The 22,854-nt window shown below is 70.0% G+C and carries 15 protein-coding genes; 9 read left to right on the forward strand and 6 right to left on the reverse strand.

What is annotated here, in order from left to right:
• The first annotated feature begins 2 nt into the window (after positions 1-2).
• Positions 3-1,193, forward strand: a complete 1,191-nt coding sequence (locus JANGC3_RS0117130; RefSeq protein ID WP_017877716.1) for an efflux RND transporter periplasmic adaptor subunit — start codon at positions 3-5, stop codon at positions 1,191-1,193.
• Between the two features lie 18 nt (positions 1,194-1,211).
• Positions 1,212-4,400 carry a CusA/CzcA family heavy metal efflux RND transporter gene (locus tag JANGC3_RS0117135; RefSeq protein WP_017877717.1) on the forward strand — a complete coding sequence of 1,063 codons (3,189 nt, stop codon included), beginning with the start codon at positions 1,212-1,214 and terminating at the stop codon, positions 4,398-4,400.
• A gap of 63 nt (positions 4,401-4,463) precedes the next feature.
• Here the strand turns inward: JANGC3_RS0117135 and JANGC3_RS0117140 are convergent, their stop codons facing one another.
• Together JANGC3_RS0117140 and JANGC3_RS0117150 are read right to left on the reverse strand one after the other, a co-directional pair.
• A complete protein-coding gene (locus tag JANGC3_RS0117140) occupies positions 4,464-4,961 on the reverse strand; it encodes a hypothetical protein (protein ID WP_017877718.1) in 498 nt (165 codons plus the stop codon).
• A gap of 461 nt (positions 4,962-5,422) precedes the next feature.
• The gene (locus JANGC3_RS0117150) at positions 5,423-8,419 is read right to left on the reverse strand and encodes a sensor domain-containing diguanylate cyclase (RefSeq protein WP_017877720.1); all 2,997 of its coding nucleotides are present in this window, start codon (positions 8,417-8,419) and stop codon (positions 5,423-5,425) included.
• Positions 8,420-8,757: 338 nt separating this feature from the next.
• Here JANGC3_RS0117150 and JANGC3_RS29535 point away from each other — a divergent pair, with 338 nt between their 5' ends.
• Together JANGC3_RS29535 and JANGC3_RS29540 are read left to right on the forward strand one after the other, a co-directional pair.
• On the forward strand, positions 8,758-9,294 hold the full coding sequence (locus JANGC3_RS29535; RefSeq protein WP_017877721.1) for a hypothetical protein: 537 nt from the start codon (positions 8,758-8,760) through the stop codon (positions 9,292-9,294).
• 12 nt (positions 9,295-9,306) lie between these two features.
• Positions 9,307-10,269, forward strand: coding sequence for a LysR substrate-binding domain-containing protein (locus JANGC3_RS29540; protein WP_081611894.1), 963 nt, complete (start codon positions 9,307-9,309; stop codon positions 10,267-10,269).
• Here the strand turns inward: JANGC3_RS29540 and queC are convergent.
• Positions 10,230-10,946 carry a 7-cyano-7-deazaguanine synthase QueC gene (gene queC, locus JANGC3_RS0117165; RefSeq protein WP_017877723.1) on the reverse strand — a complete coding sequence of 239 codons (717 nt, stop codon included), beginning with the start codon at positions 10,944-10,946 and terminating at the stop codon, positions 10,230-10,232. The two genes, JANGC3_RS29540 and queC, sit on opposite strands and share 40 nt — an antisense overlap.
• A 213-nt stretch (positions 10,947-11,159) precedes the next feature.
• On the opposite strand from queC, the gene JANGC3_RS0117170 reads away from it, so the two are divergent.
• Together JANGC3_RS0117170 and JANGC3_RS0117175 are read left to right on the forward strand one after the other, a co-directional pair.
• Complete coding sequence (locus tag JANGC3_RS0117170) at positions 11,160-12,998, forward strand: autotransporter assembly complex protein TamA (protein ID WP_017877724.1); 1,839 nt, start codon at positions 11,160-11,162, stop codon at positions 12,996-12,998.
• Positions 12,998-17,425: a translocation/assembly module TamB domain-containing protein gene (locus tag JANGC3_RS0117175; protein ID WP_017877725.1), complete on the forward strand. Its 4,428-nt coding sequence runs from the start codon at positions 12,998-13,000 to the stop codon at positions 17,423-17,425. Before JANGC3_RS0117170 ends, JANGC3_RS0117175 begins: the two co-directional genes overlap by 1 nt.
• Before the next feature lie 61 nt (positions 17,426-17,486).
• On the opposite strand, the gene JANGC3_RS33315 is transcribed toward JANGC3_RS0117175, so the two are convergent.
• Positions 17,487-17,627 carry a hypothetical protein gene (locus JANGC3_RS33315; RefSeq protein WP_017877726.1) on the reverse strand — a complete coding sequence of 47 codons (141 nt, stop codon included), beginning with the start codon at positions 17,625-17,627 and terminating at the stop codon, positions 17,487-17,489.
• A 181-nt stretch (positions 17,628-17,808) separates the two neighbouring features.
• Positions 17,809-20,265 (reverse strand): S9 family peptidase, encoded by a 2,457-nt coding sequence (locus JANGC3_RS0117185; protein ID WP_035787784.1) that lies wholly within the window; start codon positions 20,263-20,265, stop codon positions 17,809-17,811.
• 192 nt (positions 20,266-20,457) lie between these two features.
• Here JANGC3_RS0117185 and JANGC3_RS0117190 point away from each other — a divergent pair, with 192 nt between their 5' ends.
• Complete coding sequence (locus tag JANGC3_RS0117190; protein WP_017877728.1) at positions 20,458-20,970, forward strand: hypothetical protein; 513 nt, start codon at positions 20,458-20,460, stop codon at positions 20,968-20,970.
• Here JANGC3_RS0117190 and JANGC3_RS0117195 read toward each other — a convergent pair.
• Positions 20,967-21,527, reverse strand: coding sequence for a DUF1003 domain-containing protein (locus JANGC3_RS0117195; protein ID WP_017877729.1), 561 nt, complete (start codon positions 21,525-21,527; stop codon positions 20,967-20,969). The genes JANGC3_RS0117190 and JANGC3_RS0117195 overlap by 4 nt on opposite strands.
• A gap of 323 nt (positions 21,528-21,850) precedes the next feature.
• Here JANGC3_RS0117195 and JANGC3_RS0117200 point away from each other — a divergent pair, with 323 nt between their 5' ends.
• Both JANGC3_RS0117200 and JANGC3_RS0117205 read left to right on the forward strand, forming a co-directional pair.
• Positions 21,851-22,201 (forward strand): GIY-YIG nuclease family protein, encoded by a 351-nt coding sequence (locus tag JANGC3_RS0117200; RefSeq protein WP_017877730.1) that lies wholly within the window; start codon positions 21,851-21,853, stop codon positions 22,199-22,201.
• Positions 22,202-22,285: 84 nt separating this feature from the next.
• Entirely contained in the window at positions 22,286-22,759 is a 474-nt protein-coding gene (locus tag JANGC3_RS0117205; RefSeq protein ID WP_017877731.1) for a MarR family winged helix-turn-helix transcriptional regulator, read from the forward strand.
• Positions 22,760-22,854: the final 95 nt, after the last annotated feature.

Raw genomic sequence — 22,854 nt, forward strand, 5'->3', positions numbered from 1 at the left:
CTATGGATATCAAACCAAGCAAGAAACAAGGCATCGCCATCGCCGCCATCCTCGGCGCCGGCGCGCTGCTGGCCGCCCTGATCCTGGGCGCCACCGCCCCGGCCACGCCCGCCGCCGCCGACACCGCCTCGGCGTCGGCCGGCGCGGCGCACCACGAAGAAGAGGGCAAGCTCGAACTGAGCGACGCCCAAATCAAGGCCGCCGGCATCGGCGTGGCCGCCGCCGCGCCCGGGCGCATCGGCACCAGCGTCGCGCTGGCCGGCGAAATCCGCTTCAACGAAGACCGCACCGCCCACGTCGTGCCGCGCCTGGCCGGCGTCGTCGAAGGCGTGCGCGCCGACCTCGGCCAGTTGGTCAAGAAGGGCCAGGTGCTGGCCGTCATCGCCAGCACCGGCCTGTCCGAGCAGCGCAGCGAATTGCTGTCGGCGCAAAGGCGCCTGGCGCTGGCGCGCTCGACCTACGAGCGCGAACAGCGGCTGTGGCAGGAAAAAATCTCGGCCGAACAGGATTACCTGCAGGCCCGGCAGGCGATGCAGGAGGCGGAAATCGGCGTGCGCAACGCCGGCCAGAAGCTCAGCGCGCTGGGCGCCGACGCCGCCGGCGCCGGCCCGCTGAACCGCTATGAAATCCGCGCGCCGTTCGACGCCATGGTGCTGGAAAAGCACATCGCGCTGGGCGAGGCGGTCAAGGAGGACGCCAACATCTTCGTCCTCTCCGACCTGTCCACCGTGTGGGCCGAAATCGCCGTGCCGGCGAAGGATTTGAACGCGGTGCGCGTCGGCGGCCGGGCCAAGGTCAAGGCCAGCGCCTTCGACGCCAGCGCCGACGGCAGCATCACCTACGTCGGCGCGCTGATCGGCGAACAGACCCGCACCGCCAAGGCGCGCGTGGCGATGGCCAATCCGGCGATGGCCTGGCGCCCCGGCCTGTTCGTCAGCGTCGAGGTGGCCTCCGGCTTCAGCGACGCCGCCGTCACCGTCGCCGCCGACGCGGTGCAAACCGTTGAACAGCGTCCGACGGTCTTCGTCAAGGTCGCCGGCGGCTTCCAGGCGACCCCGGTTACGCTCGGCCGCGGCGACGGCAAGCTGGTCGAAATCGTCAAGGGCTTGCCGGCCGGCGCCAGCTACGCCGCCGTCGGCAGTTTCATCCTCAAGTCGGAGCTGGGCAAAGCCAGCGCCGGCCACGAACATTGACGCGGAAGGCGAGCCACCATGTTTGAACGACTGATACGCTTTGCCATCGACCAGCGCTGGCTGGTCATGCTGGCCGTCGCCGCGATGGCGGCGCTGGGCATCTACAACTACCAAAAACTGCCGATCGACGCGGTGCCGGACATTACCAACGTGCAGGTGCAAATCAACACGGCGGCGCCCGGCTACTCGCCGCTGGAGACCGAGCAGCGCATCACCTTCCCGGTCGAGACGGCGATGGCCGGCCTGCCGAACCTGGAGCACACCCGTTCGCTGTCGCGCTACGGCCTGTCGCAGGTGACGGCGGTCTTCAAGGACGGCACCGACATCTACTTCGCCCGCCAGATGATCAACGAGCGCTTGCAACAGGCGCGCCAGCAACTGCCGGCCGGGACCGCGCCGGCGATGGGTCCGGTCTCCACCGGCCTGGGCGAAATCTACCTGTGGACGGTGGAGGCCAGGGAAGGCGCCAGGAAGGCCGACGGCGCGCCCTACACGCCGACCGACCTGCGCGAAATCCAGGACTGGATCATCAAGCCGCAACTGCGCAACGTCGCCGGCGTCACCGAGATCAATTCCATCGGCGGCTACGCCAAGGAATACCAGGTCGCGCCCTGGCCGGAAAAACTGGCCTCCTACGGCCTCGGCCTGGCCGACGTGGTGGCGGCGCTGGAGCGCAACAACGGCAACGTCGGCGCCGGCTATATCGAGCGCCGCGGCGAGCAGTTGCTGATCCGCGCGCCCGGCCAGCTCGCCTCGATGCAGGACCTGCGCAACATCGTCGTCGCCAACGTCGAGGGCGTGGCGATCCGCGTCGCCGACGTCGCCGACGTCGACATCGGCCGCGAGCTGCGCACCGGCGCGGCCACCGAGAACGGCCGCGAAGTCGTGCTCGGCACGGTCTTCATGCTGATCGGCGAAAACAGCCGCAGCGTGTCGCAGGCGGTCGAGCGCAAAATGGTCGAGGTCAACCGCAGCCTGCCCGAGGGCGTCCACGCGGTCACCGTGTACGACCGCACCGTGCTGGTCGACAAGGCCATCGGCACCGTCAAGAACAACCTGCTGGAGGGCGCGGTGCTGGTCGTCGCGGTGCTGTTTCTGTTCCTCGGCAACATCCGCGCCGCCGTCATCGCCGCCATGGTGATTCCGCTGGCGATGCTGTTCACCTTCACCGGCATGGTCGGCTACCGCGTCAGCGCCAACCTGATGAGCCTGGGCGCGCTGGACTTCGGCATCATCATCGACGGCGCCGTCGTCATCGTCGAAAACTGCGTGCGCCGGCTGGCCCACGCGCAGGCCGCGCGCGGCCGCCCGCTGACGCGCGACGAACGCTTTCACGAGGTGTTCGCGGCGGCGCGGGAAGCCCGCCGGCCGCTGCTGTACGGCCAACTGATCATCATGGTGGTGTACCTGCCGATCTTCGCGCTGACCGGCGTCGAGGGCCGCATGTTCACGCCGATGGCGCTGACGGCGGTGATCGCCCTGCTGGGCGCGATGCTGCTGTCGATCACCTTCATCCCGGCCGCGGTGGCCCTGTTCATCGGCGACAAGGTGGCCGAGAAGGACCAGTTGCTGATGCGCGCGGCCAAGCGCTGCTACCGGCCGGCGCTGCACGGCTCGCTGCGCAACGCGCCGGTGGTGCTGGCCTTCGCGGCGGTGGCGGTGCTGCTGGCAGGCCTGTTGGCGACGCGCATGGGCAGCGAGTTCGTGCCCAGCCTGGACGAGGGCGACATCGCCATCCAGGCGCTGCGCATCCCCGGCACCAGCTTGACGCAATCGCTGGCCATGCAGCGCCAGCTGGAACGCGCGCTGGTGCAAAACCACCCCGAGATCGAGCGCGTGTTCGCCCGCACCGGCACCGCCGAAATCGCCTCCGACCCGATGCCGCCGAATATCTCGGACGGCTACATTATGCTCAAGCCGCGCGCGCGGTGGCCGCTGCCGGGCAAGAGCCGGGAGCGCCTGCTGGCCGAGGTCGAGGCCACCGCCAACGGCCTGCCCGGCAACAACTACGAGTTCTCGCAACCGATCCAGCTGCGCTTCAACGAGTTGATCTCGGGCGTGCGCAGCGACGTCGCCGTCAAGCTGTTCGGCGACGACATGGCGGTGCTCGACGCCACCGCCGCGCAGATCGCGGCGGTGCTGGGCAAGGTCGGCGGCGCCGCCGAGGTCAAGGTCGAGCAGACCGGCGGCTTGCCGGTGCTGACGGTGAAGATCGACCGCGAGCAAAGCGCGCGCTACGGTCTGAACCTCGCCGACGTGCAAAACACCGTCGCCACGGCGATCGGCGGCCAACGCGCCGGCACGCTGTTCGAGGGCGACCGCCGCTTCGACATCGTGGTGCGCCTGCCGGAGGGCCTGCGCAACGACATGGAACAGTTGAAACGCCTGCCGGTCGCCCTGCCCAAGGGCGCCGGGCGCGCCAGCTTCATACCGTTGGCCGAGGTGGCCAGCCTGGAACTGGCGCCGGGGCCGAACCAGATCAGCCGCGAAGACGGCAAGCGCCGCGTCGTCGTCAGCGCCAACGTGCGCGGGCGCGACATCGGCTCCTTCGTCGCCGACGCCGAGCGGCAAATCCTGGCGCAGGTGAAGGTGCCGGCCGGCTACTGGACCAGCTGGGGCGGCCAGTTCGAGCAATTGCAGTCGGCCACGCGGCGCCTGCGGATCGTCGTGCCGCTGGCGCTGCTGCTGGTGTTCATTTTGCTGTTCGCCATGTTCGGCAGGGTCAAGGACGGCTTGCTGGTGTTTAGCGGCATTCCGTTCGCCCTCACCGGCGGCATCGTCGCGCTGTGGCTGCGCGACATTCCGATGTCGATCTCGGCGGCGGTCGGCTTCATCGCGCTGTCCGGCGTGGCGGTGCTGAACGGGCTGGTGATGCTCGCCTTCATCCGCCAGTTGCGCGACGAGGGCCGCACGCTGCAAGAAGCGATTGTCGAAGGCGCGCTGACGCGGCTGCGGCCGGTGTTGATGACGGCGCTGGTGGCCTCGCTGGGCTTCGTGCCGATGGCGATCGCCACCGGCACCGGCGCCGAAGTGCAGCGGCCGCTGGCCACCGTCGTCATCGGCGGCATCCTGTCGTCGACGGCGCTGACGCTGCTGGTGCTGCCGCTGCTGTACCGGCTCGCCTACCGCAGGGAGGAGGAAGCCGGCGCGGCGGCGCGCCTGCAAGCAAGGGCGGGCGACTCTGCGCCAGCGGCGCGGCATATCTGACGCGGCAACGCCGCGGGGCCGGACCTTCGGGTCCGACCCCGCGGCGCCGCCCCTGGTGTTGGTTTACGGCTTGCGGTAATCGTTCTCGATCCACGCGGCGGCGCTGGTCGCGCTCAGCTTGAACGCCGCCGAGGTGCGCACCTTGGCCAGCTCCTCGCCGTCCTGGTCGTAGGCGCTCAGCATCGCGTACGGATGCTCCTCGTCCGGCACGATATCGAGCATGACCTTGATTTGCCCGCCGGACATGCTGACGAACAAGCTCTTGTGCAACTGCGCGTGCAGTTGCTGCTCGTGCCGGCGCAACACTTCCGCGGCCGTCTTGACCAGGGTGTTGAAGGCGTTGACGTCGAGCGGCTTGGGGTTTTTCTTGTCGCGCCCCATGGTCCAGGGGCCGACCAGCGCCGGTTCCGGCTCGCCGTCCTTGATCATCGCCACTGCCCACCCCTCGTCCTCGTCGTTTTTGATCACGCGCGCGGTCCAGCCGTTGCCGACCCACAGGCGCGGCTCCTGGATCTTGGCGTCGTCGTCCGGTTCGGGGAAGTCGGGGGAGTCGGTACTCATGTGATGTGGCTCATGTCTGGAAGATGGGCCTAGCATGATAGTCGAAATTGCCCGGCCGCGCCCGCTTTTGCCGGCCACGCGCAGCGGGACCTGCCCCATGCGAGGGCAAGTCCGGCGCGGAGGCGCTGGCGGAAAACCAGGCTTGCTTCAGGCGTATTCGAAGGACATCGACGGCCTGGACGGCGGCGCTACCGGCGGACTGGGCGGCGGACGCCGCGGGTCGATGGCCGGCGCCGGCGACTGGTAGCTATACGGCGTGATAATGATCGGTGGTATGGCCGGCGGCGCGCCTTTCGGCCCCGCGTGGTACGTTGCGGCGCTACGCTGGCGCGGGAAGCAACCGTTTGCCGAGGATATCGATTGATCCCCTGTCTGTGCATTCAAAACCATCTTGCCCTCCTATCGGAAGTGGAGAGATTCAGTATAGGCAGTGATATTTTTAATGCAAGGAAAAATATTCGCTACGAGGCGCGCGGGCCGCGCTCGGCGCCGAGGCCGGTTTCGACGCGGTTGCGCCCGGCGCCCTTGGCGCGGTACAGCGCCTTGTCGGCGCGCACCAGCACGGCGTCGTAGCCGGTGTCGAGGCGGCTCATGGCGGCGACGCCGATGCTCACCGTGACGGCGATGCGGGCGTCCGCCAGCACCAGCGGCGTGTCGGCCACGCGCTGGCGCAGGCGCTCGGCGAACACGCCGGCCGCCGCCAGGTCGGTGCCCGGCAGCAGCACCGCGAACTCCTCGCCGCCGATCCGCCCCAGCGTGTCGACCTTGCGGTGGCCGTCGAACATCAGCGCGGCCAGGTGGCGCAGCACGGCGTCGCCGACCGCGTGGCCGTGGGCGTCGTTGATGGTCTTGAAATGGTCCAGGTCCAACATCAGCACCGCCGCGCAGCTGTCGATCTCGCGCCGCAGGCGCGCGTGCTCCTGGTCCAGGCGCGCCATGAAGTGGCGCCGGTTCGGCAGGCCGGTCAGGAAGTCGGTGGTGGCCAGCACCAGCAACTCGTCGTTCATGCGCTTGCGCTCGGTGATGTCGAGCGTCGAGACGATGACGAAATCCAGGCTGCGCTCGTGGCCCGGCATCACCAACAGGGTCAGCTCGTTTTGCCGCGCCACCCCGTCCAGGCGCACGAAACTGCCCTCGCAGGCGAACAACTGGGCGCCCTGCGCCAGCGCCGCCAGCGCGCGGGCGAACGCCGGCAGCGCCGGCGCGTCGAAGTTTTGCGCCAGGCTCAGCGCGGCGGCGGCGGCGCGCCCGTCGGCGCCCACCTGCGCCAGCGCGGCGGCGTTGACGTCGAGGATGCGCACCAGCCCGGCCAGCCGCGCCACCTGCTGCGGATGGCCCAGCAGGTAGGCCGCCAGGTCGTCCACGCCGGCCCGCTCCAGCGCCACCAGCTCGGCGCGCACCGCCGACCAGTCCTGCTCCCACAGCGCGACCGGGGCGTTGTCGTACAGGCTACGAAAGCGCGCCTCGCCGGCGCGCAGCGCCAGCGCCGCCTGGGCCTGCTCGATGACCATGCCGGCCAGGTGCGCGGCCTCCTCGATCAGGGCGATGTTGGCGGCGCTGGGCTGGTGCGCGCGGCGGTGGTACACCGTGAACGCGCCCAGCAGAGCGCCCGAGCCGCCGCGGACCGGCTCGGACCAGCACGCGGCCACGCCGGCGCGCGCGGCCAGCTCGCGCTGGCCCTGCCACAGCGGATGGACGGCGATGTCGGCGACGACGACGCGGCGGCCGCGCAGGGCGGCGACGCCGGCCGCCGCGGCCGCCAACGGCTGGCCGTGCATGGCGGCGTTGAAGAAGTCCGGCAGGCTGGGCGCGGCGCCCAGCAGCGCCTGGCGGCCCTCGCCGTCGAGCAGCGCGATGCTGCACAGCATGGCCGGGTGGCCGGCCTCGACCCCCACCACCACGCCCTCGAGCACGCTGGCCAGCGAGGCGCCGGTGGCCAGCAGCTCCAGTACGTGGCGGCGGGTGCGTTCGCGCTGCTCGACCTGGCTGCGCTCGGTGATGTCGCGGAAGGACCACAGCCGCGCCTGCTCGCTCCCCAGTTGCATGCTGCGCACCACCTGCTCGATCACCCGGCCGTCGTGCAACTGCAGCAGGTCGTGCCGCTCGCGGTGGTCCCGCGGCGCCTGGACGCGGCCGCGGGCGAACACCGCCGCCTGGCGCAACTGCCGCTCGATGTGCGCGAACAGCGCGGCGGCGTCGGCCTGCCAGTCGAGCGCGTCGGCCACCTGCCACAGCTCGCGGAAGCGGCGGTTCGAGTTCAGCACCCGCCCCTGCAGGTCGTCGACCAGGATGCCGTCGACGGTCGAGTCGAGGATGCTGCGCAACACCGCCTGGCTGCGCTGCGCCGTCTCGGCCATCGCCAGCACGCTGGCCTGGCCCTGCTTCAATTGCGCCGCCAGCAAACCGGCGCGGTGCAGCGCCGCCTTGGCGCCGGCGCGGCTGCGCGCCAACAACCACGTCAGCGCCGCCAGCCCCAGGCCGAGCAGCGCGCCGGCCCAGGCCAGCAACAGCGGCTTGGCGGCGGCGGCGCGCTCGAAGCCCGGCCCGGCGCCGACCAGCACGCTCCAGCGGCGGCCGGCGACGTCGATGCTTTGCCGGCTGTGGCGCGCCAGCGCGGCGGCCGCGCCGGGCGCGCCGCCGTGCATGCGCTGGCCGGCGCCGACCGCGTCGCCGTCGTAGACTTCCATGTCGAGCGCGCCGGCGCCGCCCAGGCCGGCCATCAGGTCGTCCATGCGGAACGCCGCGTAGACCCAGCCGCGGATGGCCTCGCGCCGCTGCGCCAGCGTGGCGTGGGCGCGGTGCGGGTCGTAGAGCGGCATGGCGATCAGGAAGCCGGCCCGGTCCTGCCCGTCGTTTTCCTGCACCAGGCTGATTTTCCCCGTCATCGCCGCCTGGCCGGAATCGCGCGCGCGCTCCAGCGCGGCGCGCCGCACCGGCTCGGAATAAGGGTCGAAGCCGAAGGCGCGCAGGTTGCTGCCGCTGAAAGGCTCGAGGTAGACGATGGGCGCGTACAGCGCGCGCGCGCCGGCCGGCTTGATGGTGTAGTCGGGGAAGCCGTCGCGCCGCAGCGTCGCGATGTGGGCCTCGCGCTGCTCGCGCGGCACCACGCGCATGAAACCGACGCCCTGGATACCGGGGAAGTGCAGGTCGATCTGCTGCACCGCCAGGTAGTCGTGGAATTCGGCGCGGTCGACGACGTCCGAGCTGACGAACAGGCCCTGCGCGCCGTACAGCACCTGGAGATAGGTTTGCATGCGCGAGGCCAGCAGGTTGACCAGCTCGCGCACGCGCGAGTCGAACTCGGCCTGCACCTGGCGCTGGGCGTCGTCCTCGGCGCCGCGCCAGGCGCCATAGGTGAAGCACAGGCAAACGCCGAGGATCAACAGGGACAGGAAACGCGGTCCCAGCCAGTCCTCGATGGAGCGCACGGCGGGCGGCATGGAGCGGGTCTGGTTCATGGAACTCACTGGCATGGCCGAAAAAACCATCGAAACGTCGCTGCGGCCACCGCGCGGCCACGCCGCACCGGGATCGGCCGGGTATGGGAACCATAGTACGTGAGCGCGCAACGGCTGGCAACGCGCCGCTTGTAGCTAATCGGCAACAGCGCGGCCGCGCCGGCCGGCGTGCGCGCGCCGGCCCGGCCGGCCTTGGGCACGGCGCATTATTGCATATAAGGAAACGTCGATTGCCCGCCATTTCCCACCGTTCCGGCGCGCGTTTGTTTTTTGTTGATTTAATCGTATGATGCCCGCTCGCGCAGCGATCGCGCCGCGCCAACCCACTGGAGTACCTGATGAAAACAATCACAGCGCTGGCCCTGGCCGGTTTATTCGCCGTGTCGCCGTGGTCCGGCGCCGCCACCGCCGCAGCGGCGCCGGCCGCCGCCGCCGCCCCCGACGCCGCCCACATCGCCGCCGTGCACGCGCTGCTGGCCGCGATGCAGGCGGAAAAAATGATGCGCGCGACCGCCGGCGCCAGCAACTACGCCAACCCGCGGCAACGCCAGGCGGTGTACGACAAGCTGGCCAAAGTGCCGGCCGAAGAGATCTACCGGCGCCTGGCCGGGCCGGTGGCGCGCCTCGTGTCGAGCGCGACCGCGACCGAAATGACGCGCTTCTATGGCAGCGCCTATGGCAAGCGCGCGCTGTTCCAAACTTATAACAGCGGCGCCAGCCTGTACCCCGAAGGGGCGCCGACGCCAACCCCGGCCGAGAAGGCCGACCTCAAGCGCCCGGCCTACGTGGCGGCCGACAAGGCCCTGGCCGCCGCGCAGCCGGCGATCCAGCACGAAGCCTTTGTTTTACTTCAGGAAATCGTGCGCAAGAAGTAAGCAGGCAAGCGCCTGGCGGCGGCCGTCAGCGCCGCTCGGCGCTATCGCGCTGGACCTGGCAAATTTGCACCCGGTACTCCTGGAAGAGAGGCGGTAGCGACGGCCGGCGGCATCACCCGCGCCGCCGCGATCCTGCACCGGGTGCCGTCGAACATCTCGACCCGCGTCAAGAACCTCGAGGACGATATCGGCGCCGCCCTGTTCCTGCGCAAAAAAAAGCGTTTGCAACTGACGCCCGCCGGCAAGGTCCTGCTCGACTACGCCCGGCGCTTGCTGGCGCTGGCACAAGAGGCGCACGAGGCGGTCCACGACACTTCGCCGCGCGGACGGCTGCGCCTTGGATGCATGGAAAGCACCGCCGCGGCGCGCCTGCCGGCGCTGCTGGCGGCGCTGCAGCGGCGCCATCCGGCGCTGGCCGTCGACCTGCGCACCGGCCTGCCGCGCACCTTGGCCGGCCAGGTGCCGGCCGGCGAGCTCGACGCGGCCCTGGTGGTCGAACCGGTGGCAGACGAGCGCCTCGACCGCCTGCCCGCGTTCACCGAGGAACTGGTGCTCGTCGGCCCGGCCGGGCAGGCGCCTATCCGTTCGGCGCGCGATCTGGACAAGAGAATACTGCTGGCCTTCGAGCCGGGCTGCCCGCATCGGCAGCGGCTGGAGGACTGGTGCGCCGACGCCGCCGTGGTGCCGGAGCAGATCATCGAGCTGGGCTCCTACCACGCGATACTCGGCTGTTGCGCCGCCGGCATGGGCGTGGCGTTGATGCCGCGCTCGGTACTGGCGACCTACACCGAGACGGCCTACCTTTCCGTGCACGCCTTGGGCGGACGCTTCCACAGCGCGCGCACGCTGCTCATTTCCCGCCGCGGCGCGCCGCAGGGCAAGATCGCCGCCTTCGCCGACCTGCTGCGCGAAGGCCCGCAGACCGAGGCACCGGCTCAGGCCGCCGGCGCCGGCAGCGCCGCGTACTGCCGGTAGCCGCGCGCGCGCAGCTCGCACGCCGGGCAGCCGCCGCAGCCGTAGCCCCAGTCGTGCAGCTCGCCGCGCTCGCCCAGGTAGCAGGTGTGGGTGCCGCTGCGGATCAGGTCGACCAGCGCCGCGCCGCCCAGCTTTTCCGCCAGCTCCCAGGTCTGGCACTTGTCCAGCCACATCAGCGGGGTTTCCACCTTCAGCCGGGTCGCCATGCCCAGGTTCAACGCCACCTGCAGCGCCTTCATCGTATCGTCGCGGCAATCCGGGTAGCCGGAGAAGTCGGTCTCGCACATGCCGCCGACCAGCACCGTCAGGCCGCGCCGGTAGGCCACCGTGGCCGCCACCGTCATGAACAGCAGGTTGCGGCCCGGCACGAAGGTGTTCGGCAAGCCGTTCGCCTGCATCGCGATTTCGACGTTCTGCGTCAGCGCCGTGTCGGAGATGGCGGCGATCAGCGACAGGTCGATCATGTGGTCCTGGCCCAGCCGGCCGTCCCACCGCGGCGACGCGGCGCGCATCCGCGCCAGCACCGTCGGGCGCACCGTCAGTTCGATGGCGTGGCGCTGGCCGTAGTCGAAGCCGATCGTTTCGACCCGCGCATAGTGTTCCAGGGCCCAGGCCAGGCAGGTGGTGGAGTCTTGGCCACCGCTAAACAGCACCAGGGCGGTATCAGTTGCAAGCATAGTTTTCTTTCTTTAATTCTTGAGTGTTGCGTGGGCGCGGCGCCGCGCGCCGGCCGGCGCCGCGTGAAATCTTATTCGTCCGCCATCTATATGCCTATTCCGGTAACATGCGGGGAGCAATTACCCTCCTGGAGTCCCATGTTTCCCGCAATACCCGTACCAGCCGGCAAACCGGCGCGATCACGAATTTTGGCACAAGCGCTGGTAAAAGCAATGGGGCGGGCCGCCTTGGTCGCCGCCGGCGCCGCCACGCTGGCGTCGGCGGCGCGCGCCGCCGACGCCACGGCGGCCGAGACGGCCGTCGCCGCCGCGGTGCGGTACGAGGTGAAAATCGTCGCGCCGGCGCCGCTCGACGCCCTGCTCGAAAAAAACCTCGACCTGCTGCGCTTCCAGGGCAACGCCCGCATCGACCGCGAGCAGTTGCAGCGCCTGGTGCGCGCCGCGCCGGAGCAAGTCAAGGCGCTGCTGGCCACCGCCGGCTTTTACACGCCGCAGGTGAGCGCGCGCCTCGACGCCGACGCCGCCACGCCCACCGTGGTGGTCAGCGTCGAGCCGGGCGAACCGGTGCTGGTGGGCAAGGTCGAGCTGGAACTGCGCGGCTTCGACGCCCCGGCGCGGGACGGCGAAGCACGATTCAACACGCGGGCGCTGCGCGCCGCCTGGCGGCTGCACGAGGGCGCGCGGTTCCGCCAGGCCGACTGGGAGGCGGCCAAGCGCAACCTGCTGCGCCAGGTGGTGCAGACCCGCTACCCGCGCGCGCAACTGAGCGAAACGCTGGCCACGGTCGACCCCGACAGCCACCGCGCCGAGCTGCGCGTGGTGCTCGACAGCGGCCCGGAGCTGCGCTTCGGCGCGCTGCGCATCGAAGGCTTGCGGCGCTACCCGGAGACGATCGTGCGCAACTTGAACCAGATCGAGCCGGGCGCCTATTACAGCGAGGCGGCGCTGCAAGCCTTGCAGTCGCGCCTGCAAGATACCGGTTACTTCAGTGCGGTCGAAGTCAGCGCCGACCTGTCGGGCCTGTTGAACGAGCAAATCGACGCCGCCGAGGAGGCCCAACCGGGCGCCGCCAAGGCCGCCCCCGCCGCCACCGTCGAGCCGGTGCCGCTGGTGGTGCGCGTCGTCGAGAACAAGCGCAAGAACGTCAGCGCCGGCGTCGGTTACAGCACCAACACCGGTAACCGCGCCCAGTTGAACTACGACGACCTGAACCTGCTGGGCTTGAAATTCAAGAGCGCGCTGACCTTGGAGACCAAGAAGCAGACCGCGCGCGGCGACTTCTACTTTCCCACCACGCCGGAAGGCTACAACGACAGCATCGGCGCCTCGTTCGAGCGCAGCGACATCGAGAACGAAACCACGCGCATCGAGACGCTGGCGGCCAAGCGCGCCTGGGGCACGCCGCTGCTGGAACGCAGCATCACGCTGGAGTTCCTCAACGAAAACAAGACTGTCGCGGGCGCCGCGGCCAGCCAGAGTAAGAGTTTGCCGCTGACCTACAGCCTGACCAAGCGCCAGCTCGACAACCTGCTGTTCCCGACCAGCGGCTACGTCGTCAACGCCCAGTTGGGCGGCGCGCCGCTGCCGCTGCTGACGGACGAATTGTTCGTCCGCGGCAGCGCCAAGTTCGTCTACTACCAGCCGCTCGGCAAGAGCGGCACGCTGATCCTGCGCGGCGAGGCCGGCGTGCTGGCCTCGAAGGAAAAACCCGGCGTGCCGGCGGTGTACCTGTTCCGCGCCGGCGGCGACCAGTCGGTGCGCGGCTACGCCTACCGCGAGCTCGGCGTGCAGGAGGGCCAGGCCACCGTCGGCGGGCGCTACCTGGCCACCGCCGGCGCCGAGTACCAGCACTGGCTTACGCCGACCTGGGGCGCGGCGCTCTTCTACGACGCCGGCAACGCCGCCGACAGCGTCAAGCAGCTGCACCCGAAGTCCGGCTACGGCCTCGGCGTGCGCTATAAAAGCCCGGTCGGCCCGATCAACGTCGACGCCGCCTACGGCCATGCGATCCAGAAATACCGCCTGCACTTCTCTTTGGGATTCACCTTCTGATGTCCGACGCCACCACCCCGCCCGCCATCGCGCCGCGCCGCCGCCGCGCGCTGCGCTATTTCCTGATCGGCCTGGCCGCCGTGGCCGCGCTGCTGGCCGGCGCGCTGTGGCTGCTCGGGCGCGAAGCGACGCTGCAAACGCTGGTGCGCAAGCTCGCCAGCGCCAGCGGCGGCCAGATCGTCGTCACCGGCGTGTCCGGCTCGCTGTATAACAAAATGCACCTGGGCCACGTCGACTACCGCAGCCCGACCCGGCACATCAGCGCCGACAACGTCGACATCAACTGGTCGCCGCTGCAGTACTTCTCCGAAGGCATCGCCATCAGCGAACTGAGCGTGGGTAGCCTGGCGCTGCAAAGCGTCGGCCCGGCGACGCCGCCGGTGATGCCGGCGAGCGTGGCGCCGCCGTTCCAGCTCGGCATCGCCGACGCCCGCGTCGCACGCCTCAGCATTGTCGGCGCCGGCGGCGCCGCCACCGTCATTTCCGCCGTCCGCTTCAAACTGGCCGGCGACAAAAGCGGCTGGCGCCTGCAAGACGCCAGCGCCGCCACGCCCTGGGGCAACGCCGCCGCCAGCGCCAGCATCGGCGCCGCGCGCCCGTTCGCGCTGGCCGGCGCGGCCAGCCTGATCCAGGCGGCCGCGGCCGCCGGCGAAAAACCGGCGCAACTGGACGCCAAGCTGGGCGGCAACCTGGCCCTGCTGGCGCTGAACGCCAGCGGCAGCGCCGGCCCGGCCAGCGTCGACGCCGCGTTGAGCCTGGCGCCGTTCGAACCGGTGATACTGCGCGCGGCCAACATCAACGGCCGCGGCATCAACCCGGGCCGCTACAACCCGGACCTGCCGCAGGCCGACCTGCGCCTGGAACTGAGGGCCAAGGTCGGCGCCGACCAGGCCGTGTCGGGCAGGTTGGCCATCATTAACCAGGCCGCGCCCGGCCCGCTCGACCAGGGCCGCCTGCCGCTGCGCGCCGTCAGCGCCCAGGTCGGCGGCAGCCTGACCGCCACCAGCATCGACGCGGCGCTGCTCGACTTCGGCGCCGCCGGCAAGTTCAGCGGCGCCGGCACGGTCGAGCGCAGCGGCCCCGAGGCGCCGGTCGGCAGCGCCACGTTCACGCTGCACACCGACCGCATCGACCTGAAGGCGATCCACGGCCGCATCAACAGCACCAAGATCGCCGGCGACATCCAGCTCGCCAGCGCCGGCAAGACGCTGACGCTGACAGCGCTGCTGGCGCAGGACGGCCTGCGGCTGGACGTGCAGGCCAGCCTGGCCGACTTGCTGCTGCAGGTGCAGCGGGCGCGCCTGCAGGCCGGCAAGGGCAGCGTCACGCTGAGCGGCCAGGCCAGCCTGAAGGAGCAACGCGCATTCAAGGCCAGCGCCAGCGCCAGCCGCTTCAACCCGGCCGATTTCGGCGCCTACCCGCAAGCCGACCTGAACGTCGACGTGCGCCTGGCCGGCCACGCCGCGCCGCAGTGGTTGCTCAACGGCGACTTCGCGCTGCGCCCGAGCCGCCTGCTGAACCAGGCGCTGAGCGGCGCCGGCAAGCTCAGCGCCGACGCCAAGCACGTCAGCGGCGTCGACGCCACGCTGGCGCTGGGCCGGAACACGCTCGCGCTGCGCGGCGATTTCGGCGCCCCCGGCGAAACCCTGGCCTGGCACGTCGACGCCAAACAACTCTCGGCCGCCAGCGGCGAACTGCTCGGCGCGCTGACGGCCAACGGCGTCATCCAGGGCACGATGGCGGCGCCGCGCAGCAGCTTCGTCGCCGACGCCAGGGGCCTCGGCCTGGCCCGCGCCAAACGCCCGCTGGCCGACAGCGTGCTGCACGCCAGCGGCGACGTAGCGCTGGCCGGGCCGCGGCGCACGCCGGAACTGAACCTGCGCGGCAGCGCGCTGCGCTTCAACCCGGCCGCGTTCGGCGCCTACCCGGTCGGCAGCGTCAACGCCGACTTCAACGGCGGCGGCCGGCTCGGCGCCGACTGGCGCCTGGCGCTGGACCTGGCGCTGCAAGCATCGACCTTGGCGAACGCGCCGCTGGCGGGCCACGCCAAGCTCAGCGCCAACGCCAAGCGGCTCGAGCGCGCCGACCTCGACCTGCGCCTGGGCGCCAACCGCATGCAGGCCAACGGCAGCTTCGGCGCCGCCAGCGACCGGCTCGAATGGAAACTCGACGCGCCCAAGCTGGCCGAACTGGGCGTGCAATTGAGCGGCGAGCTGCGCGGCGCCGGCGCGCTGTCGGGCACCCTGGCGGCGCCGGCGCTCAACGCCACGCTGGCCGGCGCCAACCTGCGCCTGCTCGGCGAACACCACATTAAAAGCCTGCGCGCCAGCGCCAACGTCGGCGCCGGCCAGGGCGCCGCCGACCCGCTGGTCAGCGACGTCGTGCTGACCGAGTACAGCGGCCCGGGCCTGAACGTGGCCAGCGCGCGCCTGCAAACGAACGGCACCCGCGCCGCGCACACCTTGCAATTGGCGGCCCGCGGCGACGACTTCGACGCCGCCGCCCGCGTCAAGGGCGGCTACGCCGCCGGCGCCTGGAACGGCGTCGTCGAGGCGCTGCAAAACCGCGGCCGCTTCGCCCTCACGCTGCAGGCGCCGGCGCCGCTGCGCCTGGCCGGCCCGGCCGACGCCGGCGTCGCCGGCCTGCTGCGCCCGGAACAGCTCGCGCTGTCGAACGCCGTGCTGCAACTGCCGGGCGGCAGCGTCAGCCTGCAAAGCCTGGACAAGGCCGGCGCCCGCTGGCGCAGCGCCGGCGTGGCCGCCGGCGTGCCGCTGACCTACCTGGCGCAACTGTCGCCGACCCTGCGCGACAACGCCAAGGGCGACCTGACGCTGGGCGCGCAATGGTCGCTGAACCTGCTGGCGGCGACGCCGGCGGCGCCGGAACCGGTCATCGCCGGCATGGTGCACGTGTTCCGCGAAAAAGGCGACGTCAGCGTCGGCGCCGACGTGCCGCTGGCGCTCGGCCTGCGCACCCTCGACGCCCGCGTCGACGTGCAGGCGAACACGCTGCGCCTGCAACTGGCGCTCGACGGCAGCCGCGCCGGCCAGGCCCGCCTGGACGGCAGCGCGCGCATGCTGCAGGGGCGCATCGGCGCCGACAGCGCCTTGACCCTGAGCGGCAGCGCCAACATGGCGTCGCTGGCCTGGCTGGCGCCGCTGGCGGGGCAGCCGGGGCTGGAGTTGGACGGCGCCCTGAAACTGGCGGTGAGCGGCACCGGCAGCATCGGCGCGCCCTTGCTGAACGGCGACGTCAACGGCGACCAGCTGACGCTGAACTGGGCCGACCAGGGCTTGAAGCTGCGCAACGGCGTATTGCAGGCCAAGTTGGCCGGCGACCAGTTGCAGTTGCAGCGCCTGAGCTTTGACGGCGGCGACGGCAAGGTCCGCGCCGACGGCTGGGTGCGTTTCGCCAACGCCGAGGCCAGCATGGAATTGAAACTCGTGGCCGACAAGTTGCAGGCGCTGGCGCGGCCCGACCGCACCCTGGTGCTGAGCGGCCACAGCACGCTGCTGCGCGACCAGAAACGCTTCCGCCTGGAAGGCAAATTCAAAGCCGACCGCGCGCTGATCGAACTGGCCGGGCAGGACGCGCCGACCCAGAGCGAGGACGTGATCGTGCTGGGCAAGAACGCGGCGAAAGGCGGCGCCAAGGCGGCGCCGACGCTGCCGCTGAACATCGACCTGGAGGCCGACCTGGGCGACGCCTTCTACCTGCGCGGCAAGGGACTCGACGCGCAACTGGCCGGCAGCGTGCACCTGCGCGTGCAGGACCGGCGCGCGCCGCGCGTGGTCGGCAGCATCCGCGTTGCCAGCGGCACCTACGCCGCCTACGGCCAGAAACTGCAAATCGAACGCGGCCTGCTGAACTTCACCGGCGCCTACGACAATCCCGGCCTGAACATCCTGGCGGTGCGCAAGCGCCCCGAGGGCGAGCAGCTGACCGAGAGCAATGTCGAGGCCGGCGTCGAGGTGCGCGGCACGGCGCTGGCGCCGACCGCCAAGCTGGTGTCGACGCCAACCGTGCCCGACAGCGAGAAGCTAGCCTGGCTGGTACTCGGACACGGCACCGAGGGCACCGCCGGCAACGAACTGGGCCTGCTGACGACGGCGGCCGGCGCCTTGTTCGGCGGCAGCGGCGGCGGCGGCGGCCTGCAATCGCGCCTGGCCAACACCTTCGGCCTCGACGAGGTCGGGCTGGCGCAGGCGCAGGGCAGCGGGACGGGCTCGGCGAAAGGGCTGGAAAACACCGTCGTCACGCTCGGCAAGCGCCTCTCGCGGCGCGCCTACCTGAGCTTCGAACAGGGCGCCAGCTCGGCGTCGAGCCTGGTGAAACTACGCTACAAGCTCAACGAGCGCATCACCTTGCAATTCCAAACCGGCACCAACAACGCGCTCGACGTACTGTACACCTGGGCGTTCGACTAGGGTCGCCAGCGCGGAGTTTGCGGGCTGGCGCCGTTAACAACCAACCCAAGGCAAAGAGCCTTCAACTGGGGTTCGGGTCCGGCACCGGGTCGTCCTGCGGCACCGGGTGCGCCGGATACGGGTGCGGATGCGGCTCCGGCACCGGATCGTCGACCGGCGCCGGGTCCGGCGCGCGGTGGGCGTGGATGGCAACTGGGTCCATGGCGTATCCTCCTGTCGCTGAAAAGATGACATTAACATGAGTCGCCCCGGCGCGCCCGCGTTCGCGGCAAGCGGCGAACCTCAAACCGGGGACAGACCACGATTTCCGAGAAACTTCCTCGAAAATCGTGGTCTGTCCCCTTGCCCGTGTTCCCTTGCCCGCGCTTGCCCGCCCTTGCCTTTTAGGGCTGGGCGTTCTTCACATATTTGTCGAGCCAGTTGTTGGTCTCGTAGAGCATGTGCATGATCGATTCGCGCGCCCGGTAGGTGTGGCTTTCGTTGGGCAGCATGACCAGGCGCGCGGTGCCGCCCAGCCCCTTGATGGCCTGGAACATGCGCTCGCTCTGGATCGGGAAGGTGCCGGAGTTGTTGTCCTGCTCGCCGTGGATCAGCAGCAGCGCGTCCTTGATCTTGTCGGCGTTGTTGAACGGCGACATGGCCTGGTACACCGGCTGCGCCTGCCAGAACGGCCGCTCCTCCGACTGGAAGCCGAACGGCGTCAGGGTGCGGTTGTAGGCGCCGCTGCGGGCGATGCCGGCGCGGAACAGGCGCGTGTGCGCCAGCAGGTTGCCGGTCATGAAGGCGCCGTAGGAATGGCCGCCGATGGCGATGCGGTGGCGCTCGGCCACGCCGCGCCGCACCACCTCGTCGACCGCCGCCTGGGCGTCCGCCACCAGTTGCGGCAGGTAGCTGTCGTTGGGCTCCTCCTCGCCCTTGCCGACGATCGGGAACGAGGGGTTGTCGAGCACCGCGTAACCCATCGCCAGGAAGGCCGCCGGCCCCCAGTAGCTGACGCCGTTGAAGCGGTGCGGCGAGCCGGTGGTCTGGCTGGCCGCGCTGGCCGACTTGAACTCCTGCGGGTAGGCCCACATCAGCAGCGGCAGCGGGCCGTCGCGCTTGGCGTCGTAGCCCGGCGGCAGCATCAGCGTCGCGGTCAGGTCGACGCCGTCGGCGCGCTGGTAGCGGATCTGCTCCTTCTGCACGTCCTTCAACTGCGGCGTCGGGTGGGCGAAGCGGGTCAGCGCGGTCAGCTGGGCGGCGCCGCTCCGCCTGAGGTCGCGCACATAGTAGTTCGGCCGCTCGGTCGGCGATTCGCGCGTCGACAGTAGCCGGGTGCCGTCCTCGTTCAGCACCGCCACCACGTTTTCATAATACGGCGGCGCGCTCTGGAACAGCCGCTCGGTCTTTTTCGTGGCCAGGCTGAAGCGGTCGATGAAGGGCCGGTCGCCGTCGGCCGAGGCGCCGGCGCCGTCGAGCAGGATGGTGGCGTCGGGGCCGATCATCAACAGCGCCTGGCCGGCGCCGTTGGCGCGCATCACCGGCGCGCCGGGGTCGTTGTAGCGGTCCTCGGACGAGCCGGCGTAGAGCAGCTCGGCCGGCGCCTGCGGCTGGTCCGGGGCGATGCGCCAGCGCTTCAGCGCGCGCGTCTTGTACCAGTGTTCGGTGAGCAGCGCGACGTCGCCGCGGCCCCAGGCGATGTCGGCGAAGCGCGAGCCGAGTTTGGCCAGCACCGCCGGCGCCGCCTTGAACGGCGCCGCCTGGCTGTAGACGATGTCGCGCACCTCGACCGCCCGGGCCGGGTCGCCGCCGTCCTGCGCCTCGGCCCAGACCAGCGTCGCCGGCGCGTCGGCGCGCCACGACACCTCGCGCACGCCGGCGCTGACGGCGTCGTTGCCCGGCGGCAGGCCCTCCTCCAGCGGCCGGTTGGCCACCGTGTGCAGCAGCGCCCCCTGCAGGTCGCGCACCTCGATGCGTTTGCCGAAGCTGGACGCCGGCACCAGGTAGGAATACGGCCGCACGATGCTCATCGTCAGCAGGTGGCGCCCGTCCGGCGCCACCGCGACGGCGGCGAACTGGCCCGGTTCGCCGATCAGGCGGGTTTGGCCGGACAGTTCGATCTGCGCCAGTTGCACCGTCACGTAATGCTCGAACAGCAGCGCGTCGTCGGCGCTTTTGAGCAGGTCGGGATAGGTGCGCACCTGCTTCTGGCCGCCGCCGGGCTGGCTGTCCTGCAGGCTCGGCCCGCCGGGCACGCCGCTCGCCTGCGGCGCCTTGCCCAGCTTGGCCGGCTTCAGCTTGATCAGCAGGCTTTTACCGTCGGGCATCCAGGTGAAGCCGCGCCCGTAGACCGCCGACAACGCTTGCGCCGACAGCTTGCGCGCGCTGCGCGCGGCGATGTCGACCAGCCACAGCTCGACGCCGCCGCCCTTGGCCGTATCGGCCAGGTTGATGTGGCTGAAGGCCAGGTGGCGCTGGTCGGGCGACCAGCTCAGGTCGGCGACGCGCAGATCGCGCGGCAGGCCCTTCAGCGCGATCTCCTTCTGGGTGTCGATGTCGAGCAGGCCCAGGCCGCTGCCGAAGGAAAACCGGCTCTGCGAATAGGTGCGCGGATTGATGCGTACGCCGGCCAGTTTCAGCTCCGGCTGGGCCACCTCGCTGATGCCCGGCAGCGCCGGCGTTTGCACCATCGCGGCCAGGTTGCGCAGCGGGCTCAGGCTCAGGGCCGGCGCCCGCGGCGCGTCGACGATGGCTTGCAGCGCGGCTGGCGGGGCCTGGTAGCCGGAACTTTGGGCGCCGGCCCGCGGCGAGGCCGCCATCAGGCCGAGCGTCAGCGGCAGCAAGGGGATACGTGTGGTCATGGGGGTCCAGTCTATGGTTGCGCTAAAACGCCGGCGCGGCGGGCCCGCGCGCCGCCGGGTGGAATGGGAATAGTGCTTTCAGGACTCGCAAATGTCAATCGGCAAGACAAGCGGGCGCCGGCCGCCGCGCCGCAATCTGGCTTACAATCGCGGTTTTAATTGCGCCCGCCCGCGGGCCCCCGGATACCCTCGATGGAAACAACAACGCTCGCCCTGCTGGTCCTGATTCCGCTGCTGGTCTGGCGCATCTATTCGCGCCTGAAGCGCATGATGGGGCGGCAGGCGTCGCAACTGTGGCGCCACTGGGCCGCGACGCTGCTGCTGCCGCTGCTGCTGGCCGCGCTGGCCGTTGCCACCAAGGGCGAGGTGCTGGCGCTATCGTGCCTGGGCGCCGGCGCGCTGGCGGGCGCCTGGCTGGGCGTCTGGGGCGTCAAGCTGACGCGCTTCGAGAGCACCGACAAGGGCTACTTCTACACGCCCAACCTGCGCCTGGGCATGCTGGTGTCGATGCTGTTCGTGGCGCGCGTGTTGTACCGCGGCATGGAGCTGTACATGAACACCCGCGTCGCCGTGCCGGTGCCGCAGGGCGACTTCGCGCAAAGCCCGGTGACCTTGCTGAGCTTCGGCCTGCTGGCCGCCTACTACGCCGCCTACGGCTATGGCTTGCTGCGCTGGCGCCGCAGCCAGAAACCGCTGGCTGCCTAAGTGGCGCCGCCGCGCTTCTCTATCAAACAGCCCAGCAGCCGCAACTGCTCCTTCTGGATCGCCAGCAGCTCGCCCCACTGCCCCTCGCGCAGCAAATCGACTTTTTCATGCAACAGCATGATTTCAAGTTCGGCCTTTAAATTGACCTCGTAATCATGCTCGGCGTTGTAGCGGTCCTTTTCGGATTGCCGGTTTTGCGACATCAGCATGATCGGCGCCTGGATCGCCGCGAGCATCGACAGGAACAGGTTCAGCAGAATATACGGATAGGGATCGAAGCTGTGCTTGCCGATGTTCGCCAGCAGGTAGGAGTTCAAACCAACCCAGCACACCAGCACGACGGCGAACAGGATGATGAAGGTCCACGAGCCGCCGAACTTGGCGACGGCGTCGGCGGCGCGCTGGCCGACGCTGATTGCCTCGTCAAACGCCAGCGCCGTGTTCTTGGCGATATGCTGGCGCCCGGCGATGTGGCGCGCCACTTTTTGCGATTGCTCGTCGAGCGATTCGTAGGGCCGGCCCAAATATTGACGGGCGATGTCGTCGGTTTTTTTCATGGTGATTCTAGGTGGATGGGCGTCGCCCGACAGTATGCGCGCTGGCAACGCTGAAAATCAACCAAAGGCGAAGAACCGGGGTTCGCCCGCGGGGTTACGCCCTTGGTTTTAACGCATTCAACGCCGAAGCCGCACCCGCCACGCCAACAAAAATTCCACCACTCTTTCTAATAATTGCCATATACTTGATCGCTCAAGCATTAAACAATTAAAAGGACGACCATGACAAGCGCCCACACGCCGCGCAACCCACACGCCGAACTCGACTTTTGCGGCGCAATGCGACCCGCTCGCCGCCCCCTGCTCGCGCAGATGGAACAAGCATGAGCCAGGCCCGCCACGCGGCCTTGAAATCGGGCTATAAATTGCATCCGCCGGCGATGGGCGTGTTCGCCATCCGCAACCTGGCGACGGGCCGCGCGCTGATCGGGCGCGGCACCAACCTGCCCGGCATCATCAACCGCCACCGCTTCGAACTCAAGCTGGGCAAGCACCACAACGCCGACCTGCAGGCCGACTGGAAGCGCTATGGCGAGGCCGGCTTCAGCTTCGAGGAGGTCGACACGGTGCAGCCGTCGGCCGATCCGGCCTTCGACGCGGCGGCCGAACTCGATACCCTGCTCGCCATGCACCTGGAGCAGTGCCCGCGCGGCTCGGCGCAGTCGTACCTATGAAGGGGTGGAGCAAAAACCTGCCAGCGCCGCCGCGTATTGACGTAAACTTGCGCGCCCACGTACAAGGCAATCGAATTGGATAAGATGACAGCGACGCATACCACCCCGCAGACCCAGGCCGCCGACGGCGCGCTCGACTTTTGCCTGCGCCTGGCGCGGGCCCAGGCGGTGCTGGTGCGCCGGCTCGACAATACCCTGGGCAACCTGCACGGCATCAGCTTCAGCGACTTCCAGCTGCTGTACCACCTGAACCGCGCGCCGGGCGCACGCCTGCGCCGGGTCGACGTCGCCGAACGCCTGGCGCTGACCGCGTCCGGCGTCACGCGCGCGCTGTTGCCGCTGGAAAAAATCGGCCTGGTGTCGCGCCAGCCCGACCCGCGCGACGCCCGCGTCGGCTACGCCGCTATCACCGAGGCCGGCCAAACGCTGCTACAACACGCCGTCACGACCGCGCACATGATCAGCCAGGAGTTGCTGAAAGACACGGCGCCGGAGCAGCTCGACGTGCTGGCCGCCATTCTCGGGCAGATCGCCGGCATGAATTTGGCGAATACATAGGGATGGGCTCGCGCGGTTTGCGTCGGTCGGGTTAGCCGGAACGTTCAAGGTGAAGTCCTCGCTGCCGTTCTTCCAGGTGTTACCCGTTTTGAGGA

This window comes from Janthinobacterium sp. CG3 (genome assembly GCF_000344615.1).
GTDB lineage: Bacteria > Pseudomonadota > Gammaproteobacteria > Burkholderiales > Burkholderiaceae_D > Janthinobacterium.

What these genes read in the sequence shown, in the direction of transcription:
- JANGC3_RS0117170 (WP_017877724.1), top strand. Translation starts at nt 11,160, where the DNA reads ATGGGGCGGGCCGCCTTGGTCGCCGCCGGCGCCGCCACGCTGGCGTCG.
- JANGC3_RS0117205 (WP_017877731.1), top strand. Translation starts at nt 22,286, where the DNA reads ATGACAGCGACGCATACCACCCCGCAGACCCAGGCCGCCGACGGCGCG.
- JANGC3_RS0117195 (WP_017877729.1), bottom strand. Translation starts at nt 21,527, where the DNA reads ATGAAAAAAACCGACGACATCGCCCGTCAATATTTGGGCCGGCCCTAC.
- queC (WP_017877723.1), bottom strand. Translation starts at nt 10,946, where the DNA reads ATGCTTGCAACTGATACCGCCCTGGTGCTGTTTAGCGGTGGCCAAGAC.
- JANGC3_RS0117175 (WP_017877725.1), top strand. Translation starts at nt 12,998, where the DNA reads ATGTCCGACGCCACCACCCCGCCCGCCATCGCGCCGCGCCGCCGCCGC.
- JANGC3_RS0117140 (WP_017877718.1), bottom strand. Translation starts at nt 4,961, where the DNA reads ATGAGTACCGACTCCCCCGACTTCCCCGAACCGGACGACGACGCCAAG.
- JANGC3_RS0117135 (WP_017877717.1), top strand. Translation starts at nt 1,212, where the DNA reads ATGTTTGAACGACTGATACGCTTTGCCATCGACCAGCGCTGGCTGGTC.
- JANGC3_RS33315 (WP_017877726.1), bottom strand. Translation starts at nt 17,627, where the DNA reads ATGGACCCAGTTGCCATCCACGCCCACCGCGCGCCGGACCCGGCGCCG.
- JANGC3_RS0117190 (WP_017877728.1), top strand. Translation starts at nt 20,458, where the DNA reads ATGGAAACAACAACGCTCGCCCTGCTGGTCCTGATTCCGCTGCTGGTC.
- JANGC3_RS29535 (WP_017877721.1), top strand. Translation starts at nt 8,758, where the DNA reads ATGAAAACAATCACAGCGCTGGCCCTGGCCGGTTTATTCGCCGTGTCG.
- JANGC3_RS0117150 (WP_017877720.1), bottom strand. Translation starts at nt 8,419, where the DNA reads ATGAACCAGACCCGCTCCATGCCGCCCGCCGTGCGCTCCATCGAGGAC.
- JANGC3_RS0117130 (WP_017877716.1), top strand. Translation starts at nt 3, where the DNA reads ATGGATATCAAACCAAGCAAGAAACAAGGCATCGCCATCGCCGCCATC.
- JANGC3_RS0117200 (WP_017877730.1), top strand. Translation starts at nt 21,851, where the DNA reads ATGAGCCAGGCCCGCCACGCGGCCTTGAAATCGGGCTATAAATTGCAT.
- JANGC3_RS0117185 (WP_035787784.1), bottom strand. Translation starts at nt 20,265, where the DNA reads ATGACCACACGTATCCCCTTGCTGCCGCTGACGCTCGGCCTGATGGCG.